Origin of the sequence: Bdellovibrio bacteriovorus str. Tiberius (assembly GCF_000317895.1) — a bacterium.
In the GTDB taxonomy this organism is placed as follows: domain Bacteria; phylum Bdellovibrionota; class Bdellovibrionia; order Bdellovibrionales; family Bdellovibrionaceae; genus Bdellovibrio; species Bdellovibrio bacteriovorus_F.
In genome coordinates, this window is record NC_019567.1 from 519,564 (window position 1) to 546,351 (window position 26,788).

Below are 26,788 nucleotides of genomic sequence, written 5' to 3' on the forward strand. Positions count from 1 at the left end.
AATTAAATCAATGGATGAAGGCACTCGATAACCTGCTTGCGCAGGGGTGCCTCAACAAGAACGGTCAGGCTCATGGCGCTGATCAGAATCTTTTGTGTTTCCAGATTCTTGCCGGTCAAAGTGTCCAGAACCTTCTGGGTCATTTCCGGAGAAGTCGCACCCGTGCAAGTCAGAGTGACTGTGGAATAATCTGTTGGCAGCAGGGTGAAGTCTGTATGCTTTTCCAGCTCTTTTTTCACGGCAAACATGATCTCTTGCGGGCCAGTCAAAAAGATTTCGGTTTTATCCAGACTGGTTTCGCAGCTGAGCAGTTGTGGGAAGGCAATCTGGTTTTTATCCAACAAGTTTTGCAGACCCTGAAGGGCTTTGGCTGGATTCTTTTCGCGGCAGTGAATGCCCAGAACCAGTTCGTGAGAGTTCAAAGAAAGAGCTTTGCAGGATTCAAACATATTCAATCCTTTTTTGACGATGGTTCCGTCAGAGGTTTTGCTGGAGGCCGGGCCGATGTAAAGGGTCACATCACGCATTTTCGCAAGTTCCACCGAGCGATAGTGCAGAACTTTGGCGCCCCAGAACGTCATCTCCATCAATTGGTCGTAATTAAGTTCACTTAAAGGGCGTGCGGATTTCACGATGTTCGGATCGGCAGTGAAGACCGCCGGAACGTCTTTCAGAATCTCGCAGCGTTCGGCATTGAAGGCCGCCGCCATGGCAACAGCCGAGGTGTCAGAACCGCCACGTCCCAGGGTGGTGATTTCTTTGGTGACCGGGGACACGCCCTGGAAACCTGCCAGAATCACCACGCGGTTGTTTTTCAAAGCCTCATCCAGGCGCATGGGTTTGACGTCTTTGATGAACGCATTGACGTGAGAATCATCCGTGAAAATTCCGGCCTGGCTTCCGGTGAAGCTGATCGCGGGACAACCCAGATCATTCAAGGCCATGCTGACAAGGGACATACTGATGCGCTCTCCTACGGTCAGCAGCATGTCCATTTCACGGCGTTGAGGATGACCAGAAACCTGGTTGGCAAGATCGATCAGGGAATTGGTGGTTTTGCCCATGGCACTGACCACCACGATCAGAGAGTTTTCTTTCGACTGGGCGGCAATGCGGGAAGAAACAGATTTGATCTTTTCAGGATCCGCTAAAGTGGCGCCGCCGTATTTCTGAACAATCAGAGGTTTCATTCCAAAGCAACTTTCCGAGAGTGCTGATAGACGTAAGTGGAAACCATTCTTCCAGCTCCTTTCGGAACGCGAATGAAGTGTTTCTCAATCTGACGAGGAATGTATCCCAGATACAGCTCGGCGTTCAAATCTTTTAATGCTTTTCTGGTGACTCCCAAATGATCCGCCAAAGGCTCCAGGTCGGTGCCACCAGGCACAAGGACGACGTCATATTCCAATGGGTCCATTTTTTCCAGATCGCGGAAACCATATAGGTTCGGCGCTTTGGCAATCAGCATGGCTGCCAGGATCTTGGGAACGTAGTCCTGGGTTTCTTGAGGAAGAGCATCCAATTTGATGAGTGCCCAGTAATCTTTGGTGCCGTATTTTTTGATGCGACGGCGCAGACCATTTTCACCCATGTTGTAGCTTGCCGCCACCAGATACCAGGAACCAAATTCTGAATGCAGATCCTTCAGATAGCGAATGGCTGCCAGGGTGGATTTCTTCAAATCACGGCGCTCATCCAACCACCAGCTTTTGCTCAGGCCATATCGGGTTCCCGTGGATTCGATAAACTGCCATGGGCCCACAGCATCAGCCGTACTGATGGCGTTCGGGGCAAAGCCGCTTTCGATCATCACCATATAAGCAAGATCCGATGGCAGACCCGCACGTTTCAGTTCTTCCTGAATGAAGGGCATGTACTTGTACGAGCGCTGCATCCAGGTCCGGAACCACTTGTTGCCGCTTCCCTGGAAGTAAGCCACCCACTGACTGACTTTTTTGTTGTAGGTGACGGGAAGATCAAAGATCAGATTGTCGGATTGAACGTGTGTGGACTTGGCTGTGAGGGCTTTTAATTTTTCTTTCAGGCTGAGCGCCTGATTCACTGGAGCAGGGGATGCCGTGGTCGCTGCGGTAGCCGGGGTTGCTGATGCCACAGAAGCCGCGCCAGCTCCAGTGCTCAGTTGAATGATGCCAATAAAAAGAAGTGCAACCCACGTACTCATAGAATCAATTATGAAGCCGATTCTTTGACACTGTCGACAAAGATCTGACAATTCCCTGGCACCATCGACGAAGGTCAATGCAGCGGCCAAATCGAAAAAAACTTGAGCCCAGATTTTTTTTCCTGAACAAAGGTCTGGCTTGGAACCTTTTTCCCAGACCAAGATCCGTCCTGTCAAAAGATGGCACACGCCTTGCTGCTCAACACTGTGGAGGGGTTTTCATGGCGATAAAAGGGGTCTACACAGCACTCAGTGGGGCGATGGCTCAAAGTACAAAGCTGGATACAATCGCCAATAATTTGGCGAACGTGAACACACCTGCGTTCAAACGTGACCAGCAGCTCTTCCAGGAATATCTGACGGCCAACGAAAAGATGCCAGAGACCACGCAGATCCCGCGCGATGTGGCGGCGATTGAAAGCTTCTATAACATGCAAGGCGGCGACAAGTCGTATGTCGACACCAAAGGTACTTTCACTGACTTTTCTCAAGGTGGTTTGAAACCGACAGGCAACAGTCTGGATGTGGCTATTGATGGCAAAGGTTTCTTTGAAATCGCCACTCCGGGCGGCGTGAAGCTGACTCGTTCCGGTAATTTTACATTGGATGGCAACGGACAGCTGGTTACCAAAGAAGGTTATCCTGTTCTTCGTCAGGGTGAAGCCGGTTCCGATCCTGCCGGCCGGGTGATTCGTTTCACGGGCAATGGTGCTGTGGCTATCGCCGATAATGGCGATGTGTACGAAGGCACTGAAAATCTGGGCAAACTGTCATTGGTGAACGTAAACAATCCCGATTCACTGCAAAAGACCGGCAGCTCTCTTTATACATTCAAACCCAATATCGCTCCAGACATGCAGAATATTGCAAACCCAAGTTTGAAACAGGGGTTCCTGGAAACTTCGAACGTCAACATCGTTCAGGAGATGACAGACATGATTTCCACCAATCGTGTCTTTGAAAGCACACAAAAGGCCATCAGTGCTTACGATCAGATGGCCGACAAAATGATCAATGTGGTGGGAAAAACAAATTAGCTGCTTAGGATTTGCAGCCGGTTTTTGAAATTTTTTATTAAGCCAACGGAAGGATTCGTGAATGCTTAAGAGTTTGAACACAGCAGCTACAGGGATGGCGGCACAACAGACCAACATGGATGTTATCGCCAATAATATCGCCAACGTTTCGACGGCTGGCTTTAAAAGATCCCGCGCTGAGTTTGAAGACCTCATGTACCAGACCCAAAAGGAGCCAGGGACGGCTTCGGGTTTGAATGCTTATTCCCCGAATGGGGTTCAGGTCGGTTTGGGTGTGCGTACGGCGGGCGTGCAAAAGGATTTTGCCGGCGGCCAGGCGCAGATCACCAAGAATCCTCTGGATCTGCAAATTGAAGGTTCCGGTTTCTTCCAGGTGCTGACGGCGGATGGTGAAACAGCCTATACCCGTGACGGCGCCTTCAAAAAAGATCCTAACGGACGTTTGGTCGACAAAAACGGAAATGCCCTGCAGCCGGAAATCACCGTGCCGGCCAACGTTTCCGGTATCGAGGTGGCACCCACAGGCGAAGTGCGTGTGATCACGGGTCTGAATGATGTACCTCAGACGATTGGTCAAATTGATGTGGTGAACTTTGTGAATCCGGCGGGCTTGAAAGCCATGGGTAAGAATCTGTTCACGCAGACTCCGTCCAGCGGTCAGGCGATTGCCTCCCGTCCGGGTCTGAATGGCACAGGCTATCTTGCACAAGGGCAGCTGGAATCCAGCAACGTGAACATTGTGGATGAGATGGTCAATATGATCACTGCCCAGCGTGCGATGGAAACCAACTCCAAAGTGATGCAGGCGTCCGATCAGATGCTTCAAGCCATTAACAATCTGAGATAATTGATGAAGAAGATTTTCTTGCTCGCATTTCTGGTAAGTCTTCAGGCCTTCGCAAGGCCTGAGATCTCTATTCCTTCCAGTGTGGAGATTTCTCAGCGTGAGCTTTTGCGTCTGGGTGACATTGCGACCGTCACGGGCGGCACCGAAGAGCTGGTGAATGCTCTGGATGCTGTGGTTCTGCGCGAGGACTGCCGGGAATTGTTGTTAAGCCAGCATTTGAATTCCAGCGAAATTCTGGTGAAGATGCGTGCGGCATTGAACAGTCAGGAAAATCTGCGTCGTCTGAATCCTCAATTCAAGGTGCCTTCCCAGGTGCAGGTGACTTTTGCTGCCACGCCGGTGTCGCGCCAGGAAGTTGAGAGAAAAGTTCATAATATTCTAAAAGCGCGCTGCAATGAGTGTGAATATCAGATCAGCATCCAAAGCACGCCACGTCCGGCGTCAAAGCTGTGGGATCTTGATTTCACTCAGCTTTCCGCCAAGGGCGGCTTTTTACTGCCACTTCGCGATGGCGATCAGCGCCAGATCAAATGGATTTCCGGCACAATTCGCGTTTCAAAATTAACCCCTGTAACGACCCGTTTGATCTTACAAGGAGAGAGAGTTCAAGCAGATGACCTGCGCATGTCCATGACGGACGTGACTTTTGCCAAGGATGGCAGTTTGCGCATGGAGGATATCCAGGGTCAGATGGCAGCTCGCTCACTTCCCGTTGGAAGCACCGTATGGGCTTCTGATCTCAAACGTGAACCGGCAGCTAAGAAGGGACAGATCGTTAAAGCTTTGCTTGGCGATGACAGTTTCGAGATCTCCGTCAACATGATGGCGGAGGACAGTGGCTTTGTTGGGGATCTTATCAAGGTAAAAAATCTGGAAACCCAAAAAGTTCTGTCCGGTCTGGTCACTGAAAAAGGTGTGGTGAAGTTGCAATGATGAAGATGATTTCTTCTTTCTCAGTTTTGGTTTTGATGGTGTTCACTGCAGGTTGCGCAACCATGCAGGATTTCATGGCGTCTTTGGACGGCCCGAAAGAGGCACCGGCGCTGAAGGATATCAACACGGCGCCAAGATATTCTGACAACCAGAACATGGGTGTGCCGACGGATCGTCAGTACAAACGCATGACGAAAAACCGCATGGAAGAAGAATCCGACCTGGGCGCCAATGCCGGTTCCACATGGGTGATGGAAGGCCAGGGGGCTTATCTGTTTGCGCAAAATAAAATGCGCAAAGAAGGTGACCTGTTGAATGTGACTTTGGATGGCCCGGCCAAAAAACAGGTCGACACCAAGGTGTCTGTGATCAAAAAACTTTTGAAGCAGCTTGAAGAGCAGCAGCAACAGCAGCTAAACAACTCTTTGGCGCAAAATGGGGATGAGGCATCCCGTGCTCCGGCGTCAGTTGAAGCCAAAAAGCCGGAACCTGCGAAGGTGGAAGAAAAGGATGACGGGGCCGCCGATGTGGCGAACATCCCAACCCGTATCGTTGAAAAAATGGCCGATGGCAACTATCGCATCAAAGGTCAGCAGCCGTTCATGATCGGCAAGCGTGAATACAAAGTCATCGTGACGGGTTTGATCCGTCCGGAGGATTTTAATGATGCGGGCATCAACTCGGATAAACTTCTGGATCCACAGTACGATGTGGTTTCTTTAAGAAAGACAAAGAGCAATGAATAAAATCACAAACTTTCTGATTCTTTCCGCTGTCTTGTTTTTCTCTTTGATCGAGTCAGCCAATGCCGCTCGCCTGAAGGACATCGCCAGCATTCGTGGCGTGCGTGAAAATCAGTTGATTGGTTACGGTATCGTGGTCGGCCTTAAAGGCACCGGCGACGGTAAGAATGAATTTATGAGCAAGAGCATGGTGCGCATGCTGGACAAGCTGGGAATGAAACTGGACAACGTGGATTTCTCAAGCAAAAACGTGGCGGCGGTGATCGTGACAGCGACCATGCCGGCGTTCGGCAAAGCGGGCAACCCGATCGACATCACAGTCAGTGCGATCGGTGAGGCGTCTTCCTTGCAGGGGGGCACATTGTTGCAGACGCCTCTGCGTGCTGCCAATGAACAGGTGTTTGCGGTGGCTCAGGGAAGTATCGTGATCGGTGGCGATGGCAAAGATTCGCACACCACTGCGGGCCGTATCCCGAATGGTGCAACGATTGAGCGTGATATGACAGCGGATTTTTCCTCCAGAAAAATGTACCGTCTGACGTTGATCAATCCGGATTTCACCACAGCGGCGCGCTCTATTCTGACGATCAATAAAGAGCTGGGTGGTCACTATGCTTCGGCAAAGGATTCCGGCACGATTGATATCATCACACCGTTTGCTTATGAAAATCGCGGTGTGGAGCTTCTGGCGACGATTGAATCCATTGAGATCAATCCCGACATGAAAGCCCGTGTTGTTGTGAATGAAAAAACAGGAACGATTGTTATCGGTGACAAAGTGAAGATCTCACGCGTTGCTATCTCACACGGAGCACTGTCAGTGAAAGTGGGCGATGGCAAAAAAGGTGCGGAAGAAAAAGTGGCGGTTCTCGACAGTGGTGTCAGCGTCGGTGAACTGGTCCAGGCACTTAACAAGCTGGGAGTCTCGCCTAAGGACCTGATTACAATACTTCAGTCCATAAAATCAGCTGGAGCTTTGCACGGGGAACTCGAAGTTTTATGAGATTTCTGTTTCAGAATGACACAGCATTTAATACAATCAAAGTTATAGTTTCAGACACATGGACGTGTTTGAAACGCGGGGAGGGTGAGAAAGAGATCGCGAACCATGGAAGGTCAAGAGTCAAAAGTTTCTCGCAGGAAACAGGAGCAATAGGTCAGCAGAGATCACGGAGTGATCAACACGAGCCGAAGCTACACTCTCAGAATCGAGTGCAGGATGCACATGATTCTCCGACTCTAACTCCCCTTTTTTTCTCTTTCAAAAAAGGTACATCCGTACCTTTTTCTTTTTTGATCTAGGAGTCTCGCAATGAGCGATGTGGGATCCGGCGGTTTTAAACCCATTGGCAATCGTATGATGGGGCGGCCTGAACAAAAGGCGCCTGAGCAGAAGCTGCGCGAAGTTTCTGACATGTACGAAAAACATTTCCTGCGGGAGATGATGAAAGCCATGCGTTCCACCGTCAAAGAAGGCGGCTTCATTCAGTCCAATCAGGCTGAAAAAATTTTCCGTGAACAATTGGACGACCAGTATGTTGAAAAGTGGGGCGAACGCGGTGGTATCGGTTTGTCCAACATGATCTATGATCAGCTGATGAATAAATTCGGTGTGGCCATGGGTGTCCGTGCACCTGTCACAAAGCCTGTAGGACCTTTGGCTATGGATGAAAAAAGCAACCTGGCTTTGAAGCCATTCCAGCATCCAGGAAAGAAGCAGGCCCTGTCTTACCGTATCGACACTGAATCAGCCCCTGGAGCGGCTTCCGAGGTGAAGGCCCCTTGGGACGGAGTGCTTCTTGGCAAACGCAGTCTGGCTGATGACCAGACCCTGGTCGAGATCGGTCACGACAATGGTCTAAAGAGCCAGATGGTTTTCAAAGGCGGACTGTCAAAAGTTTCGACAGGGGAAAAACTGCAAGCTGGCGACACCCTTGGCTTTTTAAGTCCAGAGGCGAAATCACTCTACTGGACCATCGAACCACAGAGTGAACCTAGACCAGAAACTGTCTCAGAATGATTTGGTGTAATTGTCCCATTGTGATACTATTGAATGAACAGAAGAGTGTGTTTTTACACTCTTTCGACGGAGGAGGATCTCGATGAAGATCACGCACAATAAAGTCGGTCAAAATTTGAATCTTACTGATTCTTCCAGAGCTGACAACGCCGCTGGTATCAAAGGCAAAGCGGATAATATCGGCGCGGCGAAAGCTGACGTTCTGACTTCCTCCAATCTTGGCGAATCTTCACGTGTGGAACTTTCTCCTCGTGCACAAGAAGCAAAACGCATCAAGGAACTTGCCTTGGCAACTCCGGATGTTGATGAAGCTAAAGTTGCAAAATTCCGTGCACTGATCGACGAAGGCAAATACAAAGTTGACGCCAAAGCCATCGCCGACAAAATGGTCGACGAACATTTGGAATTTTAGTCGCCGCCCCAGCGGGCAGGGCTCCGCCTCAGCGGGCAGAGTTGAAGGCCCGGTAGGGCCTGAAGCTGAAGCAGCTCCGCTCCGGCAAAGCCGGAGTAAAAAAGCTGCCAGAACATAAATCTTAACCGCCCACGGCGGCATCAAGGATGATGAAGATGATGGATGCAACAATCGAAAGAGCGTTTCACAAGTTAGAATCAAATCTCGAAGAACTTACCAAAATCTACCGTTCACTGCTGGATATCGTTCGCAAAGAAAAAGAAATTCTTTTGAAGGCGGATCGTGAAGCATTGGATGAAAGCAACAAACTGAAAGAAGAGTTGCTGTTCAAGCTGCGCGCTCAGGATTCCCTGCGTTCCCGCTATGCGATGGAACTGGCGACCCTGGTGGGTGCAGATGTTGAAAATCCACGTTTGCTGGAGCTTGCACAAAAACTTGCAGGCACTCCGGCTGCCGACCGTCTGCGCACGCAGCACGCGGCGCTGGATATTCTGATCAAACGCATCACTGAAATTAACAAAGACAACGAAGAATACACAAAGTCTGCTCTGTCGACATTGAACGGCGCTTTGAATAATATCAAAGACACGCTTTCCGGCAAGAAAACTTACGGAGGCAAAGGCCAGGTAAAACAAGGCCCACAAGTCGCAGGCAACTTCGTTTCGAAAGAAGCGTAGTCCGCCGAAGGGGCGGAGCCCCGAAGGCGGATAAACGGAAACCACCGGAGATGAGGATAGGATGTCTAAAATCTCGGCTATGATGGATACGGGCAAACGCTCTCTGATGAACTCTCAGACGGCGTTGCAAACGGTCGGTCATAACATCGCCAATAAATCGACTGAAGGTTTCTCTCGTCAAAGAGTGGAGCTTCAGACGAACACGCCTATCACTGAAGGAAATCTTCAGATCGGGATGGGTGCCCGGGCAGGGGTCGTTACCCGCGTCAACAATCCATGGCTTGAAAAGCAAATCCAGCGCGAAGGCATGAGCATGGGCTTCCAGGACTCCCGTGCGGATGCTCTGGGTCGTGTTGAGCAGATTTACAATGAACAAAACAACAAGGGTTTGAATCAGTACATGACTGATTTCTTCAACTCTTTCCGTGAACTTTCCAACAACCCTGAAAGTTTGGCTTCCCGTACGATGGTGCGTGAATCCTCTGTGGCGCTGACCAAAGATTTCGGTCGCGTGGTGGGTCAGTTGAAGGCGGTTCAGGAAGACCTTGATGGTCAGATCAAAACGACCGTCGAAGAGGTCAACCAGTTGTCCAAAGAGATCGCCTCCCTGAACGAAAAGGTTCAGATGGTTGAGGTGCAGGGAACCCCTGCCAATGACGAGCGTGACCGCCGTGATCTTTTGTTGAAAAAACTGGGTGAAAAAATCGACATTTCCTGGGCTGAAGGCAGAGACGGCATGGTGACGGTGACTGCGGGTCGCACGGCGATTCTGGTTTCCGGTATCGGTTCTTCTGAATTGAAAGCCCGTCAGACGGATGCCCGTGACCGTGTGGAAGTCTTCTTTGAAGGCAGCAGTTCCACATCTGCGAACATCACCGAACAAATCACCGGGGGCCGCATTGGTGGTGCCCTGGATGTGCGTGACAAGGTGATCGAGGATCTTTTGGGGCATGTTGATAACATGGCCTACACTTTGGCTAAAGAGGTCAATACCGCTCATATCGAGGGGTTTGATAAAAGCGGCCGCAATGGTGTTTTGTTCTTTGATATGCCTGATCAGGTAAAAGGCGCCGCATCGGTTATCGGTCTGAATAAGACTGTCTTTAACGATGTGGGAAGAATCGCGACTGGAGCCCAGCCGGGTGCTGCCGGTGACAACACCGTGGCCAATGTGATCTCGGCTTTGCAATATCGTCAGGTGATGGATGGTGGCACCTCCACATTGGATGATTACTACAGCACGCAGGTGGGGCAGATCGGTGCGGTGGCCCAGCGTGCGGTGAAAGCTCAGGAGTCACAGAAGAATGTGATTTCCCAGCTGACCAATATTCGTGAAAGCATTAGTGGCGTCAGCCTTGATGAAGAAACCACGAAGATGATCGAATTCCAAAAGACTTACGATGCGTCTGCGCGTTTGATCAAAACCGCCGACGAAATGTTTGATACAGTACTGAATCTAAAACGGATGTGATGAGTGAGAATCGCGGATAAGATGTCTTTCAATCAGGTAAACCAGAATCTGACCAAGAACCGGTCAGAGATGGCTGATTTGCAGAATCAGGCTGCGACTCAAAAGCGTATCAACAAGCCGTCGGATGACCCTTTGGCTTCGGCGCGTGTTCTGACGGCGCGAACCGAAGAACGCGGCAACACTCAGTTCATTAAAAACATCAATAACGCCCGAAGCTTCCTGGAGTTTTCGGATCAGTCCCTGAGCGAACTGACCGAGATCCTGGTGCGCGCAAAAGAACTGGCAGTCAGCCAGTCGAATGATGCCAGCGGTAACGAAGAAAGCCGAATGGTCACTGCCAGCGAGATCGAGCAGATCTACAATCAGTCCATCCAGATCGGTAACCGCAAGCTGGGTGAAAGATATATCTTCGGGGGTCAGAAGACCCAGAATACGCCATTCAATCAGACCGGCGAGTACTTTGGTAACGACTCGGACATGAAGATTCAGACCCAGAAGGATTCCTTCGTGGCGATGAACCTTCCGGGCAGCAAAGTGTTCTTGGGCCGTGGTTTGGGCGGGGACGGGATTGTTCGTGCCCAGTACGAGACTCCTACGGATGTAGAGTCCCTGAAGGACTTCCAAAATCAGGAAATCGAGCGTCAACAGATCAATGAGGAAGTGGACTCCAACTTCCTGACAACACGTGGTCCTGCGTCAGAGTCGGGCCGCCAAAGCCGCGCTGACAGGCAGGATCCGGTGACGGGCTCTGTGGGCGTGAATTTGTTCTCGACGCTTAAGAATCTGGAGATTTCCCTGAAAACCAACGATAAATCGGGGGTTCAGGAGGCTTTGGATACCCTGGATCAGGCTATTTCCCAGGTGGTTTTGGCTCGTTCCGAAGTTGGGTCCAGAATTATGGCCGTCAATAGCACCAACGATTCCCTGCAAAAGGCCGTGGTGGACAATAAAGTAACGGCTTCCCAGCTGGAAGATGCCGATGCTTTCCAGGTTATTTCCGACATCAATAAGACCGATAGCACCCTCAAAGCGACTCTCGAAACGTCCGGTAAGCTTATTCAGCCAAGCCTTCTTGACTTTCTAAGATAAAAATAATACCTACAGTTCCGCTTAAAACTACCGATAACGACTGCAGCAAAAGGAGTTGTCATGCTGGTTCTCACACGGAAGTTGGGTGAAAGCATCGCTATCGATGACCACATCAAAATCAGAGTAGTTCAAATTAAAGGTAAACAGGTCCGTCTAGGCATCGAAGCGCCCAAAGATACCAAAATCCACCGTGAAGAAGTTTACGTTGCGATCCAGGACCAGAATCAGCAATCTGCTACCACAGATGCCGATAAAACACGCAATATCGCTAAGTTGTTGAAACCATAGTAGGTTTTTAATACTTGTGAGCAAAAAGGCCTGTGGCAGAGATGCCGGGCCTTTTTTCGTTTCTAACGACGTGGGTGTTTTGTCCTCGGTAGGGACGTCTTTCTCTTTGCAGTGGCCGCTGTCAGCCTGAAGCGCCCAGTCACGTCTACTAGATTTTAATTGAGTCTCCCTAGATTTAGGTCCAGATTTATAGATGTATTCACCATCATAGCGCCTTGGTGTGTCTAAAATAAGGGTGAATCCTGAGTACCTTTTGGGAGGATGAATGATCATTTCAACATCGAGATTCGGCCAAGTTGAGCTGAAACAAGAAGATGTTCTGACTTTCACCGAAGGCCTGTTGGGCTTCGCTGATTTGCGCAAGTTCGTCCTTCTTGACGATCCGAATGATGAAATCTTCGCGTGGTTGCAAAGCTGTGAAGCCCCTGCAATTGCATTCCCGGTACTTGAGCCTGAATTGTTTGCTCCTCAGTACAAAGCAACCCTGACCAAAGGTGATATGGAAGCTTTGAAACTGACGGCTCAGGACAAAGCTCGCTACTTCTCTATCGTGACTATTCCGGATGATCCTACTTTGATGACTGCGAACCTGAAAGCTCCAGTCGTTGTGAACATTGAAGCCCGTACGGCTCGTCAGTGTGTTCTTCAGGATAACAACCTGGCTATCCGCGAGCCTATCTTCACCAAGCTGCAACAGCGTGTGGTGCAGAATCCGGCTGTCGCAATCAAAAATCAATCCACCGGGATTGATGTGGCGACCAAGCTGCATGTTGTTCGCGACGCTGAACTTTAATCTTTAAAGATTCAGAAAATGAAAAGGAGCCCCAAGGGCTCCTTTTTTTATTTGTGCGCAAGTCATCTATTCCAAAGCGCTGAGTTCGGCGTTTTTTTCAATCAAAGAGGATTCCAGGCGACGGATCTGCTGTCGCTGTTGTTCGACGGCACGCTGGGTTTGCAGCAACTGGCGGCGCAGGGAAAAGTCGTTGGTGGTGGTTTCATAGATGTTCTCTTGCAGGGACTGGATCTGGGAACGGCGGATGGCGATTTCTTCCTGCAGGTTGCTGCGGTCCTGATTCAGATCCGACAGGGCCTGTTCGCGGGCTTGCTGCACGCTTTGTGGGCCTTGCAGAGCTTGCGAGGAAAGCAGCAGCTTTTCGTTTTGCATAAGTTCCATCTGCTGCTGTTGTTGCAACAGCAGATTATTCAGGTCATCCAGACGTGCCTGTCGTGCCGTCAGGTCGTTGGTGTTCTGCTGCCAATAGATGATTTCATCCTGAGTCTGGCGAATGTAGTTTTCTTGCGAGCGAATGTTTTCATCAATCTGATTGCGCGCCACCTGGGCCTGACTGCTTTGCAGGCGCAGGGCTTTATCGGCCCGGCGGTTGATGTCTTCGGCCAGGCGGTCATAGGAATTTAACTCGCTGACGAAGTTTTGCAGTTCCAGACTGCTGCTTTGAAGTTCCGAGGAAAAGGTGTCAGCAGTCGGGGCCTGGCTTTCTTCCTGCTGTCGTGCCCGCAGGCTTTCCAGCGACTGCTGGGATTGCTGCAGGCTTGCGTTGGCTTCTATCAGCTGCTGCTGCAGGGTCAGAGCTTCTTGCTGCAGACGGGCCTTGGTTGCGGTGACAGTGCGGTTTTCAGGCGGGGGGGACACAACAACGGGGATCGAGGCGGGACGACGGGCCCGGGTCAGCTCGGCTTGTTCAACCAAGGCATCTTGGGTGGTTTTAATTCCCTTATAGGAAAAATAGAGCCAGATGGATGCGCCGATAATCACGGCCAGACCCAGCAGGAAAAAGTTCTTTCGTGTCATGAGGCCCCTTGAACAGGCTAAGTTTCCAGGGGATCAGGCTCAATCAAATGCAGTGATATTTGCGGTGGAACAAGTGGGGGCTTTGCGCGAACACAGAGCCCGCGGCCTTTAGGCCTGTTCCAGCTGGGGCAGGGATTTTTCAGTCTTGGCACCCAGGCGTTTCAGGTCTTCGACCTGATCGATCAGATTGCCGCGTCCTTCAGAAACTTTCTTCAAAACATCTTCATGGGCTTTCTGGGCGGCGCCCAGTTTTTCGCCCAAGTGCTGAAGGTCCTTCAGCAGACCTGCGAATTTTTCATAAAGCAGTCCACCGCGTTTGGCGATTTCCAAAGCGTTCTTTTCCTGACGATCCTGTTTCCACAAAGCTGCCACAGTTCTTAGGGTCGCCAGCAAAGTCGTCGGGCTGACGATGGCGATGTTTCTTTCCCACGCGTACTGGAAGATTTCAGGCTTCAGCTTGAAGGCCAAAGCAAATGCCGGCTCCAAAGGCATGAACAGAATCACAAAGTCCGGGGAAATCAGTTTGTCAGCCGCGTGGTATTTCTTTTCAGAAAGACCGTCGATGTGTTTTTTCAGGGATTCAATGTGCAGTTTTCCCAGACGTTCCTGTTCTTCAGCGGTTTCGGCGGAAGAATACTGCTCGTAAGCGATCAACGTCATTTTGGAATCGACGATCAGATGTTTTTCATCCGGCAGGTTCACGATCACATCCGGGCGCAGGATCTGACCGTCTTCGCCACGCAGATCCATGTCAGTGCCCTGGATCACGTATTCTTCACCTTTGCGCAGGCCGGATCTTTCCAGAATGTTTTCCAGAATCAGCTCGCCCCAGTTGCCCTGGGTTTTCACTTCGCCCTTAAGGGCTTTTGTCAGATTCTGGGTTTCAGCGGACATGACTTTGTTCAGTTCCATCAGCTTCGTCAGCTCGCCACGCAAAACGCCGCGCTCGGAACGTTCGGTGGAATAAGTTTCTTCCACTTTCTTTTCGAAGTCCTTGATGCGTTCTTTCAGCGGCTCCAGCACAGAAGAGATGTTTTTGTGATTCTGGTCGGTGAATTTGGCGGACTTTTCTTCAAAGATCTTTTGCGCCATCACCTCAAACTGGGTGTTCATGCGCTGGGAAAGCTCTTCCTGTTGTTTACGGGCGTCCACCATCAGGCTTTTTTGTTCTGACAGGCTTTGTGAAAGAAGATCAGCTTTCATCTGGGCCGTGGACAGGTCGGCTTCCAGTTGGGATTTTTCAGAGGCAAACTGCGCTTTCAGCTTGAAATACACCAGCAGTCCGGAAATCACCGCGCCGGCAGCAAAAGCCATCAAAGTCATGCCATTCATAAAAACCCCCTTCATTCGGAAAACCTCCTTCTTTTGCCCTTAGAAATTCTTTTGGTCACGCGAAAAGAATCTGATACAAAGAGGTTGGATTTTAACCCTTAACAATGCGATGCAAAATGACCTCTGCGACCCAGATTAAAAGTATTCTTCTCGCTTTTCGCCCTAAAACTTTGACTGCTGCCCTGGTGCCCTGTGTGGCGGGGACGGCTCTGGTAAAGGCCATTGGTCTTTCCTGGGATGGCTGGGTTTTGTTTTACGCATTGATGGCTTCTTTCCTGATTCAGATCGGGACCAATCTGGTGAACGATGCCGTGGACTTTAAAAAGGGTGCGGATACGGAAAAACGCATCGGCCCTCAGCGTATCACCCAAGCCGGCATTTTGACGGCCAATCAGGTGATGCTGCTGGGTTCGCTTTGTTTCGCCTTGGCCGTGATGTGCGGGATCCCGCTGGTGCTGAAAGGCGGCTGGGTGATCGTGGCCATTGGGGTGGCGTCGGTGCTGATGGGTTATTCCTATACGGCGGGCCCATTTCCGTTGGCTTACCTTGGATTGGGCGATCTGTTTGTGATCATCTTCTTTGGTTTGTTGGCGGTGACGGGGATTGTGTTCCTGAATACCGGTGAATGGCTGTCTGAAGCGTTTGTATTGGGCCTGCAGATCGGTTTGCACGCGACAGTGCTGATTGCGATCAACAACTTGCGCGATCATGCCGGTGATCGTCTGGTGAACAAAAAAACCCTGGCGGTGCGTTTTGGTGTGAAATTCTCTCGCTGGGAAATTGCGGCCTTGGCATTCCTGCCGTTTGTTCTCAATCTGTACTGGTGGTTTGAAGGTTACAAGATCGCGGCGATTGTCTCGATGTTTGCTTTGCCTTTGGCAGTGAAGATCACAAAAAATGTTTTCGCCACGGAGCCAAGTCCGGCATACAATAAATTCCTGGGGCAGGCAGCGGGATTGCATCTGCTCTTTGGACTTCTTATTGCGATTGGATTTGCCTTTTGATCAAGATCAGCTACAGCCCCTACACTCTGAAGCCTGTCCAGTCCCTGAATGCCGCCACAGCGGCCACCGCGCGTGAAGGGATTCTGCTGAAGGTTGAGTGGAATGACGGGCTTTATGGCTTTGCGGATCTGCATCCGTGGCCTGAGCTGGGGGATCTGTCCCTGGAAGAACAGCTTTCTGATCTGCGTATGGGGCGCATGACCACACAGATTGAGCAAAGCATCTGGCTGGCCCGTCGAGACGCGCTTCTTCGCAAAGAAAAGAAACACGTCTTTGATGGCGGCGAAAAAGTCAAAAACAACTATCTGCTTTCCCACTTTCAGGACCTGAAGCCCGGTTTTTTGGATGGACTGAAAAACGAAGGCTACACCACCGTCAAAGTCAAAATGGGCCGTGACCTGCAAAAAGAAGCAGACATGTTGACCCATATCGCAGCTTCCGGCATGCGCATGCGCCTGGATTTCAATGCGTTGGGAAGCTGGCAGACTTTTGAAAAGTTCATGGTGAATCTGCCGCTGACGGTGCGTCCGCTGATTGAATACGTTGAAGATCCCTTTCCGTTTGATTTTCACGCCTGGGGTGAAGCCCGCAAGCTGGCCAAAATCGCGTTGGACAATCAGTACGACAAAGTGCCGTGGGGCAAGATTGCTTCAGCGCCTTTTGATGTGATCGTGATTAAGCCCGCAAAGACCGACGTCGACAAGGCGGTGGCCCAATGCCAGAAGTGGAACCTGAAACTGGCGGTGACCAGCTATATGGATCATCCGGTGGGTGTGGTGCATGCCGTGGGTGTGGCGATGGAATTAAAAGACAAGTACGGGGATATGATTCTTGAATCCGGCTGTCTGACTCATCGCCTGTACCAGATGGATTCTTTTGCGGCCGAGCTTTCCACCCAAGGACCGTATCTTTTGAAGAACAAAGGCACCGGCGTGGGCTTTGATAAATTGCTAAAGGACCTGACGTGGTATCAGCTCAAAGTCCGATAGATCTTCATTGTGAATCCAACGAAATCCTGCTGAATCCACGCTGGCCTGAAACGGACTATCAGGCTTTGTACCGTCTTGCGGAAAAAAGCCAGAGCGAGAAAAATCTGAAAAGTCATGTGTGGATCGCAACATCCGGTTCCACCGCAAACTCCATTTCGGCGACCAAGCTTGTGGCCTTGTCGAAACAGGCCCTGATGGCGTCGGCGCGGGCAGTGAATCTTCATTTGCAAAGTTCTGCCAAAGATGTGTGGACTCAGGTACTGCCGCATTTTCATGTGGGTGGGTTGGGTATTGAAATCCGCGCGCACCTAAGCGGCGCTAAGGTCGTCAACGCCCTGAAGGACGGGCGCTGGGACGTTCAGCACTTTTACGATGTGCTGGTTTCTGAAGGCTGCACTTTGTCGGCTTTGGTGCCGACGCAAGTTTATGATCTGGTTTCCCATGGTTTGAAGGCGCCAGCGACTTTGCGAGCGATCGTCGTTGGTGGCGGAGCCTTTGAAGCGGACCTATACAAAAAAGCGCGCGCACTGGGGTGGCCGGTGCTGCCAAGTTATGGGATGAGCGAAACCGCCTCCCAGATCGCCACGGCGTCTTTGGACAGTCTGAAACAAGATGAGTTTCCACCCGTGGGTTTGTTGACTCATGCGAAGGCCCGCCAGAATGATGGCGGTTATCTTGAAGTATGGGCGGAATCTTTATTCACTTGTTATGCGCAGAATACCGAAACGGGTTCGCGCGTATGGGATCCAAAAACGGCGGACGGATGGTTTACGACGGAAGACAAGGGCTCGGTCGTGCATGACAGTCTGCTGATTGAAGGCCGCAGCAAAGACTATGTCAAGATCGGTGGCGAAGCGACCAATGTGGCAAGACTTCGTTCGGTGCTTGAATCCTGTGCCTTGCACTTGAATCCGCATTGGCCCACTCAAGTGACATTGTTGGACGTGCCTTCTGACAGACTGGGCGCTGAAATTCATCTGGTCAGTCTTTTATCTGAAGCCGACACGGACAAAGTCCTGAAGCTGTATTCAGAAAAAGTGCTTCCCTTTGAAAAAGCACGTAAAATTTATTATATGAACGAAATCCCGCGCAGCGATTTGGGAAAGATCCTGTGGGCGGAGCTGAGGAGAAAACTATGAAGCGCGAAGAAAACCCCTGGTCCCAAGGCATCGTTCTGATCTGCACGAAGTGCCACAAGTCCATCAGTCCCAAGTTGCTGGAAGAAGAAGGCAACAGCGCTGATAATCTGAAAATGTTCCTGAAAAAATCATTCAAGGAAAGTGGTGACGGTTCCAAGATCCGTGTGGTGACAACCAGTTGTCTGGATCTTTGCATTGACGACACTCAGGCCGTGACGTTTGCTTCCACTAAAGGTGAAACAGAAACTTTCGCGATCCATCCGGAAAAGGACCGCGAAAAGCTTCTGAAACATCTGCACGAAAAGATCAAATAGCTATTATTGGAAGGTTCCGTTGAAGGCGGAGCCTGACACTCCAGCGACTGCGGAAACAGTGAGGTCCAGCATCTTGCCGTTCAGGCCGGCAGTTTGTATATACAGAACAGCCGCCCCCATGCCTGATCCCACGGTGATGTAGTTTGATGAAGCCGCTACGCTGCAGCTCGGATCCGCAAAGATCACATTGCTGCCTGGTGTGGGTGTGATGGAAATTGAAATCGGTGCACTGTAGGTCTGGTCGGCGATACGGAAGATCCCTGCTCCATCAGCCACTCCAATAGAGATCGCTTTGCATGCTCCGGCAGTCATATCTATAGGCACAATTTTAAATTGCGTGATCGGAGTTCGAATATTCACGATTGGCGTGTGGTTGGTCAATCCCGATGCATTCACGTTGAAGTGATAAGTACCTGCATTGGCAGCTCCCGCACGGAAATACACTTTCTTAAGAGCCGTATTCTTGGCTACGACAGCAGTTGTTGTTGGTGTTGCACAGGATTCATCAGCATAGAACTGACCCAGATTGCTTTCCTGGGTTGCCAGGTTGACCGTCAAAGCCCCGTTGACTGGCAGCATGGTGCCGTTTGCGTTCATAGTCACAACATTATAGGCATTGCAATAGCCGTTGGCGATATCACGCGGTCCCCAGAAGTCGAGCTTCGCAGCGATGGACTTGCTGCTGAGATCCACACGGAAATTCAGAGGGACTGCATCGTAATAATAGGTGTTTCCAGTCGCCCCGGTAATGGTGAGGTTTACAGAGGCCATGGTGTCTGTTGATGAGGCTTCAGAGAACTTCACATAGCCGACAATCAGGGAATTATAGCTGCTGAAAGTGTAACTGGAGGTGACAGTGCCGCAGGAAGCATCGGTATAGAACTTCATGCGCGCATCACTGGCGACCAGATCCAGAGTGCCGCCGAATTGATCGTAGGCTGGACTGTTGTTGAAATTATTGGATCTTAAGCGGATCGGATAACAGATATTCTTGTAGATCTGGAACATGTGCTCTTCCAGAGACAACCAACGATATGTGGAGGAAGCTTCGGAGTTTCGCAAAGTCACTGCTGCCGCCGTTGTGCTTGCGCGCAGGGCTGAGGTGTTGATGATCTTGAAATTCAATACAGCATCCAGCGGGGTGGATGGGAAACGATAAATGATTTCTGTATAATCAGAGCCGGCCGGAATGGTGAAGGTGTCAGTGATATTGGAATCACTGTGACAGTCGCTCCAGTTCTTATAGGCAGTGATTCCTGAATAGGTGGAACCTGCCACTGTTTTGCTGAGCTTGAAGCTGACATCCGTCGTGTGGGTGGCGCGCTGGCCGTTTTCGGTATTTAAGAAAGCCATGAAGGAGCTGCATTGGTCTGAACCCGCAAAGCCGCGTGGCCAGTTCTTTTCAAGAACCACCAATGCCGCCACCCCCGAGTTTGTGCCGGTTCCCGGGTTGTTGGCATCACCATCCACCAGAGTCAGTGTTTCAGTGTCACCAATCACGGAAGAACCTTTTATATAGATATAGTCCACATCGCTACCGGAGGAGCCGGTCGAAATCCCCCAGATATTCTGAAGATCATTCTTGGTCAGGTAAATATCAAAGCTGCCATCAGCGCAGTCAGAATCATTGGCAAGGCCGGCAGACAAAGTGGTGTCGGTCAAATCTGGTGAAGACGGCGGTTGGTGCCACACGCTTTTATCAAAGCTGACCAGGATCGTACCCACTCGCGTGTCGCAGTTTCCCTGCACGCGTGCATAGTTCTGACTGTCGAAGTCCTGATCAAACGGACTGCCGCCTTTAAGGGAAGGAGCCGGAAGCTTCTTACCCAGGGTTGAAAGCTGCATCTCGGGCTCTTTACACCCAGTCAGTGCAAACACTGTCAGGATAAAAACTATGAGATTCTTGCCACTTACGTTCATCATGACTTTACTCATCGACAGGTCCCGTGGCCCCCTAAAGATTCAAACTGAGAATCTTTACCAACTTTTGTCGGATGTAAGATTGCCGCATCATTCTGAGCTTACAATCCTTGAGTCCCCTCACATAAACGGCCATATTAGGGATGAGGTCTCGCTATGAAACAGATGGTACTTTTCGTTTTGATGTTGGTTTCGGCTCCAGCCCACTCGATTCCGGTTCCGGATCCAATCCCGGGTCTGCAGGCGGCGTTGCAGTTCTGCCTTGCGATCGAGGACGACAGTGAAATCCCCCCATGCGTCCGCCTGGAAAGCGGTGCCAACTGGGTGACTAAAGAGGCTTTACCTATTTGCCGCAATCAAAATTTTGATGCCGACCGTGTGAACTGTCTGGCGGGTATTGTGAACCGAGATATCCGTCCCGAGGAAGTGGACGTTTGTGAGTCTTTGACTTTTGATGATGAAAAGGCCCGTTGTCTTGCCGACATCCGAAGACCTTTTCCGTACCGCACGCGCCTGAAAGTGGACCCTCGCCCGGGGTTGCAGGCGGCAAGCCGTTTGTGCCAGTCCTTCTTTCATGATGAAGACAAACGTCGTTGTCTGAACGAAATGTCCGCCGCGGAATTATTTACCGTGGAGGCGGTGGGATTCTGTGCGGATCGTTTTAGTGATGACGAAAAGATTCAGTGTCTGGGAAAGCTTCGTAACAAGTTTATTGTGCGCGAGGAAGTTCTGATGTGTGACCGGGTCTTTGATGATGGCGGGAAGCTGTCGTGTCTTCAAGGAGTGCAGCGCAAGTATCAGTTGCGCCCGGGCGGCCGTTGAAAAAGGCCCACCTGACTGCGTTGTCGGGGGACCTTTTTCGCTCCGACGTGCTAGGAGCACGCCTGTGCTTCAAAGGGACCCCTCCGCCTTGCAGCTGTGCCTTTTTGAACGGCCTTCAGTTGCTTGGTCCTATTTGGTTGGGCTGATTTTACAGACTTCGACCAGGGTTCTTTCTTTTACCAGGGAATAAATTTCTTCGATCTCGGCGTTGGTCACGGCGATGCAACCCAGTGTCCAGTCATACGGGTGGATTTTGCTGATGCGCTCGTATTTCTGCGGGTTGGATGGCAGACCGTGAATCATGATGTCGCCACCTGGGTCTTTACCCTGGGACTTTGCATAAGCGATATCCGCTTTGTTCGGATAGTCCACATGCAGGGACTTGGTGAACTGGCTCTTTGGGTTTTTATAATCGATGGAATAGATGCCTTCGGGAGTTTTGCCGTCACCCTGGAACTGCTTGTGGCCGATGAAGTTCCAGCCGAATGCCACCGTGTAGGTTCTTAGCAAAGTGTCGCCGGAAACCAGATACAGCTGGCGTTTGTCTTTGGAAACCACAATACGTTCGATCTTCAGACCTTCACGTTGAATACGCTCAACCGATTCGCGGCTGCGATCCAGCAACTTGTCGATTTGGGTCATGTCATCGCAGTACTTGTAGGAACGGTCCGTGGCTTTGGAACCGGCGAAAGACTGCAGGGAAACAAGCGTCAAAGCAATAAGGGGGAAGATGAGTTTTTTCATGAGGTCCTTTGTAACACAAGGGACCTCACTTCTTAGAATTGCAATGATGGAATTTGCTGGATAACGGTAAGAAATGCCTGACTGTCTAAGACTTTGACACTGAAGCAGCTTACTTGCCCCAGCCTTGTTCGCTTTTGATTTGTTCGCGGATTTGTTGCTCGATTCGCTCAGCCGGGATCACAGGGCCTTTACCCACGCCGGGGCAGAAGGCTTTGACGTCCTTGGCCCAGGATTTGGCGTTCATAACCTCGGGCCAGAACGGCCAGGTACGGCATTGGGTCGGGCGGGCCTCATAGACGCTGCAGCCTTTGCCTTTCAGGAACATACAATCCGGGTTTTTCGGGTCTTCTTTCAGGTGCCAGATACCGCCGGTCATATCACAATATTTGCGGGTGAAATCGCCTGTGCGCATTTTCAGGTGTTTGGCAAAACGCTGGCGGTCCTCCAGGCTCAGGTACACAAAGCCGTATTCGCCGTGGGAAGTGCAGCATTTGCCGGAACCTGTGCATTCAAAACGAACGCCTTCGCGCCACCATTCTTTTCCTGTGAATTTAAACTCTTCCATGCGCGCTCCTCTAGCAGCCTTGACCGGTGGATTCCAGATAAGGCTCCAGACGGGATTTCATCAGCGACGGCAGGGTCGCCTTTTGTTTTGTCTTTCCATCAATCACGGAATGAACCATGGTGACGATGGCGTGGGTTTTGTCTTTTTGGGTGAAGACGTACTTCATTTTAAAGGAAGTCTCACCAAAACTTGCGACGGACACATTCACGTCATAGGTTTCGCCGGGGATGAATGGCGCCAGAAAGTTGGATTCTGTGTGGCGCAGGGGAATCAGCAGGTCGCGGGTGGAAAACCACTCGTTCCAGGTGTAGCCGGCGTCGACGATGAATTCTTCAAAAGCATCGTGGGCGAAACCAAAAATATTTCCGAAAAACATGATTCCCGCAGGGTCGGCATCCCTGAAGGTCATGGTCTTTTTCGTGCGAAAGACTTTATTCATAATGTCTCGGACTTTACGGCCTTGAAGCCCTTGACAGCAAGCAGATAAATCGCGAAGTTAGCGGGACTATTCGACCTCTTCAGGAGTTAAAATTGCAACGCAGCGTCATTGATCTTAAAGTCTATGATCCAAAGGATTTTCCGGCGTACCTGCCAAAGCTGAACAAGCTTTACGAGGACCTGTTTTCCGGCGGCAAAGGCTTCCGCGCAAAATTGATCCGCATGATGTCGGCTCACCTGGGCATTGAACCTAAAACTGAGCTGCTCTTGTCCCAGACAATCGAATTCATTCATAACGCCTCTTTGCTTCATGATGATCTGATCGACCGCTCTCATCTTCGCCGTGGCAAGACAGCTGCGTGGCTGAAATACACGCCGGAGTACGCGGTTCTGGCGGGTGACTATCTGCTGGCGCGTGTGATGGTGAACCTTTCCGGTCACGGGAACATCAAGCTGGTTCAGTACACAGCGGAAGTGATTTCTGATCTTTTGGAAGGTGAATGGCTGCAGGACTCTGTGGTGGGTGATTTCTTCGTCACTATGGAACAGCTGGATCGTATTCACAATCTGAAGACCGCAAGTCTGTTTAAGTGGTGCATTCGTGCGCCGTTCATCGCGCAGGAACGCTACGACGAGGAACTGCACAACATTCTTTCTGAAATGGGCACGCTGCTGGGGCAGTTGTTCCAGCGCAGTGATGATCTTCTGGATTACGACATCCGTAACGACGAAGGCAAAGCGATCCTGGGTGATTTGAAATCCGGTTATCTGAATTCCTTCGGGGCGTTCATGTGTGCCGGGGCCACTCGCCATGAAATCGACCATATCGTGAAATCCAAAACTTTGGAGCAGTACTACGAAAACGTCGGCGGCAAAGCGCGCTTTGACCAGAAACTGGCGGAATTCGATGAAATCAACCGCGGCCTGATCAAAATGTATGATCACCATCTGGAGCGCCTGCAGTCCCTGTTGAAACCGGGCGAAGAAAAGCTGATTGATCAACTGCGCCCGCTGACCGAGATTTTGTACTGGAGAAGGAAACCTTCGTGAGTGAACTGATCACGCTTTCCAAAAAAGACGCCCAGTTTGAATCCTATTTGCTGGGGACGTTCTCCAAAACTCACCGGGCTCTGCCGCAGCAGACCCTGAACGTCAACTCTGCTTCCGAGCTGGTGACGTTTCGTGTGCTTCCGTTAAGCGAGATCACCAAGCCTTCTTTCTGGGCCAAGATGTCCCAGATCTACAAGGTGCGCACGTTCCTTCTGATTTTCCTGCCGCTGTTTTTGATTCTGACCAAGAACATTGACGATCACACCATGCAGGATCCGGTGACCACCGCGATCGCGACCATCGGTGTGTTGCTGGCGTTTATCTCCATTAACTTGCGCAACGACTATATGGACCACATGAAGGGTGTTGACCGTGTGCTGGAACGTTCCGGCAGTCGCGCCATTCAAAATGGCTGGATCACAGCCGCACAGGTTAAACATCTGTCGTCCTTCTTCCTTTTCATTGCGCTGGTGTGTGCGGTGCCACTGGTGTTTGCGTTCCCGCAGCTGGCGGGGATCTTTGCTGTCAGCCTGACGGTGGGATTATGGGCTCAGTTTAAAAAACAAAATTCCTTCAAGTACCGTATCGGGGGCGAGTTCGCTCTGTTTGTGATGCTGGGGCCGCTTTTGACGGTGGGCTTTCAGATCGCGATGGGTGTTCCTGGCGATATCGAAGCTTTCTGGCTGGGCTGTGTGTGGGGTTGGCTGGTGCTGTTCGTAGTGCACCTTAGAAACTTCATGAACATCTTCCCAAGCAGTCAGGCGGGTTTCACCAATACCGTGAACTGGCTGGGTTTTGATAAGGCCCGTCGCCTGATTGCCGGCTGGTGGATTTTGTTCCTGATTTTCAATCTGACTTACCATCTGAATTACGCCGGTTTTTACTGGGGCGTTTATCTGACGGTGGTTCTGGCATTTGCATCCGTGGGCTTCATCTATAAACTGAAAAATATCTCAAGCCCTGTGGGCAGCGAGATGCGCAAGGTGTTCCGCGCCGGTTTCTATCTGTTCCTGATCGCCATTGGCATGTGGGTTTTTGAGTGTCTTTGGTATCTGCTTCGCTAGACGGCGGCCTTCGCATTTGTGTTCGGGCTTCCGCTCAGGAAGTCCATGACAAGGCTGTCGAGTGGGCGTCTTTTCTAAAGGCGCCACTGAATCCTGAAAGTCCTGAACAATACTTCTTTCATTTCTTTGTCGAGCCCGAGGGCGTGTATGTGCGCGATCAGGAAAAGCGCCTGCTTGAAATCGATTTTGATAAAAACCATCTGGATTACGAGCGCAAAGGTCATCGCGGCAAAAATGAACTGATCGCCAAGGCACTGGGCGTGGCCAAAGGCGCACGCCGAATTCTGGATCTGTCTGTCGGTATGGGTATCGACAGTGTGTTTTTGACCCAGCTGGGATTCTCGGTGATCGGGGTGGAGCGTTCTCCGGTGTTGTACGCTCTTTTGAAGGAAGCCTTTGCCAGCACCAAAAAGGACTATCTGAAATCCTATGAACTGCACTTTGCCGACAGCCTGCAGTTTCTAAAACAGAACAAGGGTCTGCTTGAAGTGGACGCCATTTATTTTGATCCGATGTATCCGCACAAAAAGAAATCCGCACTTCCCAAGCAGGAAATGGTGGTCTTCCGTGATCTGGTTGGTCACGACGATGACGCCAGTCTGGTTCTGCAAGAGGCCCTGACGTGGCCGGTGAAGCGCGTGGTGGTGAAACGTCCGATGCAGGCTGAAGAGCTGCTTCCGGGTGTTCGTCATTCTTACGAGGGAAAGGTGGTTCGCTATGATACTTATGTGGTTGGGTAGTTTTGTCATGATGATGCTGGGGCTTTATCTGTCACAAAAGTACGTGGCGGTGGTTTTCTCTGGCCTGCAAAAAAGTTTTCTGGAAAAGGGGTTGGACACAACTCTGGGGAAAATGTTCATCCGCGCTTTGGATGTGGTGGTGCTGGAAGCATCCCCGCAAAAGTCTTTGTACTCGGGAATGGCGCTTTTAAATTTGCGTGTTCTGGGAACTCGTCCCAGTGCTTTGCTGATGTGTCTTAGCACCCTGGGTGCGTGGTGGGTGTTGATTCTGGGTTTGTTGTTCATGAGCTTTAACGGTTACTTCCTGCTGGGGCTTGCTGGCGTGGGTCTGCTGACGGTTTTTTTGTCCGTGCAGATTAAAAACATTCTGGGCTGGGTTCTGGGAACGGGGCTTTTCCTGGTGGGTGGTGAAACCATGCTTCGTAATGCCAGTGTGTTGATGACGACCCTGGGGCAAAGTGATCTGGCTTACTTCCTGGCGGATGGCCGTTTTCCGACGGTGATTGCATTGTTCTGTCTGGCGGCTTTGATCAGTTTGATTGTGCAGCTGGAATTCTGGTCCCTGGCATTGGCTTTGGGGTTGCTGTTGACCAACACCATTTCTTTCAACGCGGCCCTGGGCTTGGTTGCGGGGGAGCGTGTGGGTCGCATGCTTTTCTTCTGGTGGCAAAGCCGCTCGTTGAATCAGGAATGCCGTCGCATTGGGACTCAGTTTGCGATGGTTTCGGCCAGCGGGGCGTTCCTGGGTATGATGATCGCGGGTGAAGTCCGCACTTTGCTGAATCTGGGTTTCACCAGCGGGACAGCCGCGGCACAGGATAAAACCCTGCAGTTTGTTCTGTTGTTTGCTTTGATTTTGGGTGTGCAGTGGGTGGCGCAGATGATCTGGGGTCATTTCGGCGGCAACGTGAAGGTTGATGAAATGCAGGCGTCCCGCTATTTTGGTCCGACCTGGAAACGCTGGGAGCTTCTGTCCGCCACCGTGATGTCCTGGGCCCGTGAAAAAGTCCACAAGCGACACAGCGAGATCCGCTATCACCTGCAGGGTCTGGGCAGTTTGAAAGAAGGGCAGGTGCCCGAGCACATTCAAGCCCGACTAAAGGCCGAAGAAGAACAGCTCAATATGTTCCTTCACGACTGGGCGTGAAAAAGAATTTA

29 protein-coding genes are annotated in these 26,788 nt (G+C 50.9%); 21 read left to right on the plus strand and 8 right to left on the minus strand.

What is annotated here, in order from left to right; all coding sequences use genetic code 11:
- Positions 1-2: 2 nt before the first annotated feature.
- Both BDT_RS02555 and BDT_RS02560 read right to left on the minus strand, forming a co-directional pair.
- Positions 3-1,190 (minus strand): aspartate kinase, encoded by a 1,188-nt coding sequence (locus BDT_RS02555; protein ID WP_015089700.1) that lies wholly within the window; start codon positions 1,188-1,190, stop codon positions 3-5.
- Entirely contained in the window at positions 1,187-2,182 is a 996-nt protein-coding gene (locus BDT_RS02560; RefSeq protein ID WP_015089701.1) for a lytic transglycosylase domain-containing protein, read from the minus strand. Before BDT_RS02560 ends, BDT_RS02555 begins: the two co-directional genes overlap by 4 nt.
- A 221-nt stretch (positions 2,183-2,403) precedes the next feature.
- Between BDT_RS02560 and flgF the strand changes: the two genes are divergently transcribed.
- The 12 genes from flgF to fliW all read left to right on the plus strand — a co-directional run bounded on the left by flgF (position 2,404) and on the right by fliW (position 12,492).
- The gene (gene flgF, locus BDT_RS02565; protein WP_038451336.1) at positions 2,404-3,219 is read left to right on the plus strand and encodes a flagellar basal-body rod protein FlgF; all 816 of its coding nucleotides are present in this window, start codon (positions 2,404-2,406) and stop codon (positions 3,217-3,219) included.
- 61 nt (positions 3,220-3,280) lie between these two features.
- The gene (flgG, locus tag BDT_RS02570) at positions 3,281-4,066 is read left to right on the plus strand and encodes a flagellar basal-body rod protein FlgG (RefSeq protein ID WP_015089703.1); all 786 of its coding nucleotides are present in this window, start codon (positions 3,281-3,283) and stop codon (positions 4,064-4,066) included.
- Positions 4,067-4,069: 3 nt separating this feature from the next.
- Entirely contained in the window at positions 4,070-4,999 is a 930-nt protein-coding gene (flgA, locus tag BDT_RS02575; protein ID WP_015089704.1) for a flagellar basal body P-ring formation chaperone FlgA, read from the plus strand.
- The gene (locus BDT_RS02580; RefSeq protein WP_015089705.1) at positions 4,996-5,745 is read left to right on the plus strand and encodes a flagellar basal body L-ring protein FlgH; all 750 of its coding nucleotides are present in this window, start codon (positions 4,996-4,998) and stop codon (positions 5,743-5,745) included. Before flgA ends, BDT_RS02580 begins: the two co-directional genes overlap by 4 nt.
- Positions 5,738-6,745 carry a flagellar basal body P-ring protein FlgI gene (locus tag BDT_RS02585; protein ID WP_015089706.1) on the plus strand — a complete coding sequence of 336 codons (1,008 nt, stop codon included), beginning with the start codon at positions 5,738-5,740 and terminating at the stop codon, positions 6,743-6,745. The genes BDT_RS02580 and BDT_RS02585 overlap by 8 nt, the downstream gene beginning before the upstream one ends.
- 309 nt (positions 6,746-7,054) lie before the next feature.
- Positions 7,055-7,762 (plus strand): rod-binding protein, encoded by a 708-nt coding sequence (locus BDT_RS02595; RefSeq protein WP_015089707.1) that lies wholly within the window; start codon positions 7,055-7,057, stop codon positions 7,760-7,762.
- Between the two features lie 82 nt (positions 7,763-7,844).
- Positions 7,845-8,174 (plus strand): flagellar biosynthesis anti-sigma factor FlgM, encoded by a 330-nt coding sequence (gene flgM, locus BDT_RS02600; RefSeq protein ID WP_011163114.1) that lies wholly within the window; start codon positions 7,845-7,847, stop codon positions 8,172-8,174.
- A gap of 155 nt (positions 8,175-8,329) precedes the next feature.
- On the plus strand, positions 8,330-8,851 hold the full coding sequence (locus BDT_RS02605; protein WP_158320220.1) for a flagellar protein FlgN: 522 nt from the start codon (positions 8,330-8,332) through the stop codon (positions 8,849-8,851).
- Positions 8,852-8,912: 61 nt separating this feature from the next.
- Positions 8,913-10,322, plus strand: coding sequence for a flagellar hook-associated protein FlgK (gene flgK / locus BDT_RS02610; protein WP_015089709.1), 1,410 nt, complete (start codon positions 8,913-8,915; stop codon positions 10,320-10,322).
- Between the two features lie 3 nt (positions 10,323-10,325).
- Complete coding sequence (flgL, locus tag BDT_RS02615) at positions 10,326-11,411, plus strand: flagellar hook-associated protein FlgL (protein ID WP_148278676.1); 1,086 nt, start codon at positions 10,326-10,328, stop codon at positions 11,409-11,411.
- Between the two features lie 60 nt (positions 11,412-11,471).
- The gene (csrA, locus tag BDT_RS02620; protein WP_038451346.1) at positions 11,472-11,699 is read left to right on the plus strand and encodes a carbon storage regulator CsrA; all 228 of its coding nucleotides are present in this window, start codon (positions 11,472-11,474) and stop codon (positions 11,697-11,699) included.
- A gap of 265 nt (positions 11,700-11,964) precedes the next feature.
- A complete protein-coding gene (gene fliW, locus BDT_RS02625) occupies positions 11,965-12,492 on the plus strand; it encodes a flagellar assembly protein FliW (protein ID WP_011163118.1) in 528 nt (175 codons plus the stop codon).
- 66 nt (positions 12,493-12,558) lie between these two features.
- Here the strand turns inward: fliW and BDT_RS02630 are convergent, their stop codons facing one another.
- Both BDT_RS02630 and BDT_RS02635 read right to left on the minus strand, forming a co-directional pair.
- Positions 12,559-13,509, minus strand: coding sequence for a hypothetical protein (locus tag BDT_RS02630; RefSeq protein WP_015089711.1), 951 nt, complete (start codon positions 13,507-13,509; stop codon positions 12,559-12,561).
- A gap of 108 nt (positions 13,510-13,617) precedes the next feature.
- Positions 13,618-14,856, minus strand: a complete 1,239-nt coding sequence (locus BDT_RS02635; RefSeq protein ID WP_015089713.1) for a DNA recombination protein RmuC — start codon at positions 14,854-14,856, stop codon at positions 13,618-13,620.
- 101 nt (positions 14,857-14,957) lie between these two features.
- On the opposite strand from BDT_RS02635, the gene menA reads away from it, so the two are divergent.
- The 4 genes from menA to BDT_RS02655 are packed head-to-tail and all read left to right on the plus strand — an operon-like array spanning position 14,958 to position 18,287.
- Positions 14,958-15,845, plus strand: coding sequence for a 1,4-dihydroxy-2-naphthoate octaprenyltransferase (menA, locus tag BDT_RS02640; RefSeq protein ID WP_015089714.1), 888 nt, complete (start codon positions 14,958-14,960; stop codon positions 15,843-15,845).
- The gene (menC, locus tag BDT_RS02645; protein WP_015089715.1) at positions 15,842-16,834 is read left to right on the plus strand and encodes an o-succinylbenzoate synthase MenC; all 993 of its coding nucleotides are present in this window, start codon (positions 15,842-15,844) and stop codon (positions 16,832-16,834) included. The genes menA and menC overlap by 4 nt, the downstream gene beginning before the upstream one ends.
- Positions 16,810-17,973: an AMP-binding protein gene (locus BDT_RS02650; RefSeq protein WP_015089716.1), complete on the plus strand. Its 1,164-nt coding sequence runs from the start codon at positions 16,810-16,812 to the stop codon at positions 17,971-17,973. Before menC ends, BDT_RS02650 begins: the two co-directional genes overlap by 25 nt.
- Positions 17,970-18,287, plus strand: coding sequence for a (2Fe-2S) ferredoxin domain-containing protein (locus BDT_RS02655; protein WP_015089717.1), 318 nt, complete (start codon positions 17,970-17,972; stop codon positions 18,285-18,287). The genes BDT_RS02650 and BDT_RS02655 overlap by 4 nt, the downstream gene beginning before the upstream one ends.
- 3 nt (positions 18,288-18,290) lie before the next feature.
- Here the strand turns inward: BDT_RS02655 and BDT_RS02660 are convergent, their stop codons facing one another.
- Positions 18,291-20,210 (minus strand): hypothetical protein, encoded by a 1,920-nt coding sequence (locus BDT_RS02660; RefSeq protein WP_235046235.1) that lies wholly within the window; start codon positions 20,208-20,210, stop codon positions 18,291-18,293.
- Between the two features lie 153 nt (positions 20,211-20,363).
- On the opposite strand from BDT_RS02660, the gene BDT_RS02665 reads away from it, so the two are divergent.
- A complete protein-coding gene (locus tag BDT_RS02665) occupies positions 20,364-21,029 on the plus strand; it encodes a hypothetical protein (protein WP_015089719.1) in 666 nt (221 codons plus the stop codon).
- A 129-nt stretch (positions 21,030-21,158) separates the two neighbouring features.
- Here BDT_RS02665 and BDT_RS02670 read toward each other — a convergent pair whose 3' ends face one another.
- The 3 genes from BDT_RS02670 to BDT_RS02680 all read right to left on the minus strand — a co-directional run bounded on the left by BDT_RS02670 (position 21,159) and on the right by BDT_RS02680 (position 22,777).
- Positions 21,159-21,773, minus strand: coding sequence for a L,D-transpeptidase family protein (locus BDT_RS02670; RefSeq protein WP_015089720.1), 615 nt, complete (start codon positions 21,771-21,773; stop codon positions 21,159-21,161).
- Between the two features lie 109 nt (positions 21,774-21,882).
- Positions 21,883-22,338 (minus strand): YkgJ family cysteine cluster protein, encoded by a 456-nt coding sequence (locus BDT_RS02675; RefSeq protein ID WP_011163128.1) that lies wholly within the window; start codon positions 22,336-22,338, stop codon positions 21,883-21,885.
- Positions 22,339-22,348: 10 nt separating this feature from the next.
- The gene (locus tag BDT_RS02680) at positions 22,349-22,777 is read right to left on the minus strand and encodes an acyl-CoA thioesterase (protein WP_015089721.1); all 429 of its coding nucleotides are present in this window, start codon (positions 22,775-22,777) and stop codon (positions 22,349-22,351) included.
- A 92-nt stretch (positions 22,778-22,869) separates the two neighbouring features.
- On the opposite strand from BDT_RS02680, the gene BDT_RS02685 reads away from it, so the two are divergent.
- Genes BDT_RS02685 through BDT_RS02700 form a run of 4 tightly spaced genes read left to right on the plus strand, consistent with a single transcriptional unit; the run spans position 22,870 to position 26,777 of the window.
- The gene (locus tag BDT_RS02685; RefSeq protein ID WP_015089722.1) at positions 22,870-23,826 is read left to right on the plus strand and encodes a polyprenyl synthetase family protein; all 957 of its coding nucleotides are present in this window, start codon (positions 22,870-22,872) and stop codon (positions 23,824-23,826) included.
- A complete protein-coding gene (locus tag BDT_RS02690; protein ID WP_015089723.1) occupies positions 23,823-24,890 on the plus strand; it encodes a prenyltransferase in 1,068 nt (355 codons plus the stop codon). The genes BDT_RS02685 and BDT_RS02690 overlap by 4 nt, the downstream gene beginning before the upstream one ends.
- Positions 24,866-25,630 (plus strand): class I SAM-dependent methyltransferase, encoded by a 765-nt coding sequence (locus tag BDT_RS02695; RefSeq protein WP_015089724.1) that lies wholly within the window; start codon positions 24,866-24,868, stop codon positions 25,628-25,630. Before BDT_RS02690 ends, BDT_RS02695 begins: the two co-directional genes overlap by 25 nt.
- Positions 25,608-26,777, plus strand: coding sequence for a hypothetical protein (locus BDT_RS02700; RefSeq protein WP_235046236.1), 1,170 nt, complete (start codon positions 25,608-25,610; stop codon positions 26,775-26,777). Before BDT_RS02695 ends, BDT_RS02700 begins: the two co-directional genes overlap by 23 nt.
- Positions 26,778-26,788 lie beyond the last annotated feature (11 nt).